The 3,019-nt window shown below is 70.2% G+C and carries 2 protein-coding genes and 2 pseudogenes (1 of these 4 cut by a window edge); all 4 read left to right on the top strand.

The genetic code is table 11. From position 1 onward, the window contains the following. Nucleotides 1-744, top strand: a pseudogene (locus QZV94_RS16110) (alpha/beta fold hydrolase); it begins 51 nt to the left of the window's first position. A gap of 2 nt (nucleotides 745-746) precedes the next feature. Next, on the top strand, nucleotides 747-1,571 hold the full coding sequence (locus QZV94_RS16105) for a DUF454 family protein (protein WP_293678970.1): 825 nt from the start codon (nucleotides 747-749) through the stop codon (nucleotides 1,569-1,571). A 9-nt stretch (nucleotides 1,572-1,580) separates the two neighbouring features. Then, nucleotides 1,581-2,777, top strand: coding sequence for an alanine racemase (gene alr / locus QZV94_RS16100; RefSeq protein ID WP_293678968.1), 1,197 nt, complete (start codon nucleotides 1,581-1,583; stop codon nucleotides 2,775-2,777). A 21-nt stretch (nucleotides 2,778-2,798) separates the two neighbouring features. Further along, nucleotides 2,799-3,019: pseudogene (locus QZV94_RS16095) on the top strand (hypothetical protein); the annotation flags it as partial.

The following is a 3,019-nucleotide window of genomic DNA, read 5'->3' as shown; positions in this document are numbered from 1 at the left end:
GAGGCCATCACCGCCGACGTCGCGGGCGTAGCCAAAGCGCTGCAGCCGGATGCGCCGGCGATCCTGATCGGCCACGACTGGGGCGCGCCCAGCGTCTGGAACACAGCGCTCAGCCGACCCGAGGCGGTACGCGCCGTGGCCGGCCTCTCGGTGCCGTTCGGCGGCGTGCCCGAACGCCCGTTCAACGAGATGTTCGAGGAGAACTTCGTCAAGAAGGGCCGCTTCTTCTACCAGGCCTGGTTCCAGGACGTGGGGCCGCCGGAGGCGGAGGCGGAGGGCGATGTCCGCGATTTTCTGCGCAAGTTCTACTTCGGCATCGCCGGCGAGGCGCCGGACGGCTCGTGGCCCAAGAAGGCCCACGGCGACAGCATGCTGAAAGGCATGATGGACCCCGACCCGTTCCCGGCGTGGCTGAACGACGACGACCTCGACTACTACGTGAACGAGTTCGAGCAGTCGGGCTTCTTTGGGCCGATCAGCCGCTACCGCAACCACCAGCGCGACTGGGCCTGGCTGCAGCAGTTCAAGGGGCGCAAGCTGGAGATGCCCACGCTTCTGATCGGGGGCGACCGCGATCCCGCGTTCAACGGCTTCGGCCGCATCGCCGACCCGGCGGCCATGATGCGCCAGCAGGTGACCGACCTGCGCGGCGTGCACATCCTGCCCGGCTGCGGCCACTGGACCCAGCAGGAGCGCCCTGCGGACGTGAACACCATTCTCATCGACTGGCTGAAAGGACTCTAACCATGGCTGACCTCGAACTGCGCCAGGAAGGCGACGTGGTCTGGGCCACCATGAACCGGCCCGAGCGCCTGAACGCGCTCTCGCGTGGTCTGGTGACGGAACTGCGCGACTTCTTCGTTGGACTCTACTGGCGGCGTGACGTCCGCGTCGTGGTGCTGACGGGGGCGGGAAACGCCTTCTGCGCCGGGCTGGACCTCAAGGAGCGGAGCGGCGGCGGCAATAGTGACCGGCGTTCAATCGGCGCCGGCCTGACCTCTCAGCGGGAGATCAGCGAGATCGTCATCGCCATGCGCCGCTGCCCGCAGCCGATCATCGCCGCCGGCAACGGCGCGGCGGCCGGCGGCGGGGTTGCGACCAGCCGCCCCGGCGCGACACAATGGTCCCGTCGCCGTATGGAGAAGGCCTGTCCCGTCGACCGTCAGCCGGTGTCGTGGGTCCGCGATCCGCGCCGCTGGGCGTTTGCCGGGGTCGGCGTGTCGTCGGTCGGCATGGGCTGGCTCGGGGTGTTCGTCCCCGGCCTGCCGACGACCATCTTCCTGATCATCGCGTCGTACTGCTTCGCGCGCAGCTGTCCGTGGCTCGAGGAGCGGCTGCTGCGCATCCCGCTCTTCGCCCCCTACATGAAGGTGCTCGACGAAGGCCGCGGCATGTCGCGCCAGGCCGCGACGAGCGCGCTCGTCTCGATGTGGTCGTGCGTGGCGCTGAGCCTGGCGATCCTCTACGTGGCCGGCCGGCTGGCGCCGTGGATCGCCGCGCTCATCGTGTTCTTCGCCGCGGTCGGGACGGCAACCATCCTGCTCTACGCCCGCAAGCCGCACGCGTCGTAGAGTCCCGCCGTGCGTCTCACCCGTCGCGAGCTCATCGCTTCGGCCGCAGCGGCGATGGCCATCCGACCTGGCGACGCCGGCCAGGTGTCGTCGGCGGGATCGACTCCGGTGAGCTTCGATCCGTGGGTGGAGGTGCACGCCGCCAATCTGCGCCACAACGCCGGCGAAGTCGCCCGCGCCGCCAAGGGCCAGCCGATTCTGGCCGTCATCAAGAACAACGGCTATGGCCTCGGCGTCACCACGGTGGCGCGGCTGCTCGAGCCCGATCCGCGCATCGCCGGCTTCGCGGTCGTGAAGCGCCAGGAGGCGGAGGCGGTGCGCGATGCCGGCGTGAAGAAGCCGGTGCTGCTGATGGGGCCGGTGGCGCCGATTGAGCTCGCCGATCTGCAGCGCCGCGACGTCATGCCGATGGTCTACACGCCGATCGGCGCCGAACTCGAGCGCATCGCCGCGACCAGTGGACGGCCGGTGACGATTCATGTCTGCGTCGACACGGGCATTGGCCGCGTCGGCGTGCCCCACGGCCAGGCCGAGGCGCTCATCCGCGATCTCGCCGGCCGCACGGGCGTGCGTATCGACGGCGTGATGATGACCTTCACCGAGGATCTGGAGTTCGACCGCGAGCAGTTGCGCCGCTTCGAAGCCCTGACCGGCCGGCTCCGCGCCAGCGGCGTGGCCATCGGCCGGCGGCATGCCGCCTCGACCTACACGCTGTTCCAGCATCCCGACGCGACGCTCGACATGGTGCGGCCCGGCATGGCGCTGTGGGGCATCTATCCGGAACCGGCGTTTCGCGCCCAGGGCACGCTCGATCTGCGCCCGGCCGTGGCGCTGCGCGCCCGGGTCGCCTACGTCAAGAAGCTCGCCGCCGGCACCAGCGCCGGCTACAGCCGCGCCTTCATGGCCAGCGAGGACACGTGGGTGGCGACCGTCCCGGTGGGTCACGCCGACGGCTGGCCGCGGATCACCGCCAAGGGCGCGTCGCTGCGGATTCGCGGCCGGCGCTGTCCGGTGGTGGCGTCGGTGTCGGCCAGCCACACGATCGTGAACCTGGGTCCCGAGACGGCGGTGGAAGCCGGCGACGTCGCGACCTGTTTCGACTGGGAGACCGGCTCCCGGCCCGAAGACGTCGCCGCGGCGTTCGGCGCTGCGGTCTACGACCTGACGATGCACCTGGGCGGCCATCTGCAGCGCCGCCTCGTCTAGCCGCGACACCCTGGAGGGACCATGACCCGTTCGACGACGATGGTGGCCGCGCTCACGATGGCCGTGAGTGCGATGGTGGGCGCGTGGACGCTGTCGGGCAGCGCGCAGGGAGGACGTTCGGTGATTCAACGCATGAACCCGCCGGGGCTGTCGACGCCGACGGGCTATTCCCACGTCGTCTCGGCCCGCGGCGGCCGCACCATCTACATCTCGGGCCAGGTGGCTTTCGACGCGAAGGGACA

Source organism: uncultured Phenylobacterium sp. (genome assembly GCF_902826855.1).
Lineage (GTDB): Bacteria > Pseudomonadota > Alphaproteobacteria > Caulobacterales > Caulobacteraceae > Phenylobacterium.
The sequence above is the reverse complement of the archived record's forward strand: the minus strand, read 5'-3'. Positions and strand labels throughout refer to the sequence as shown.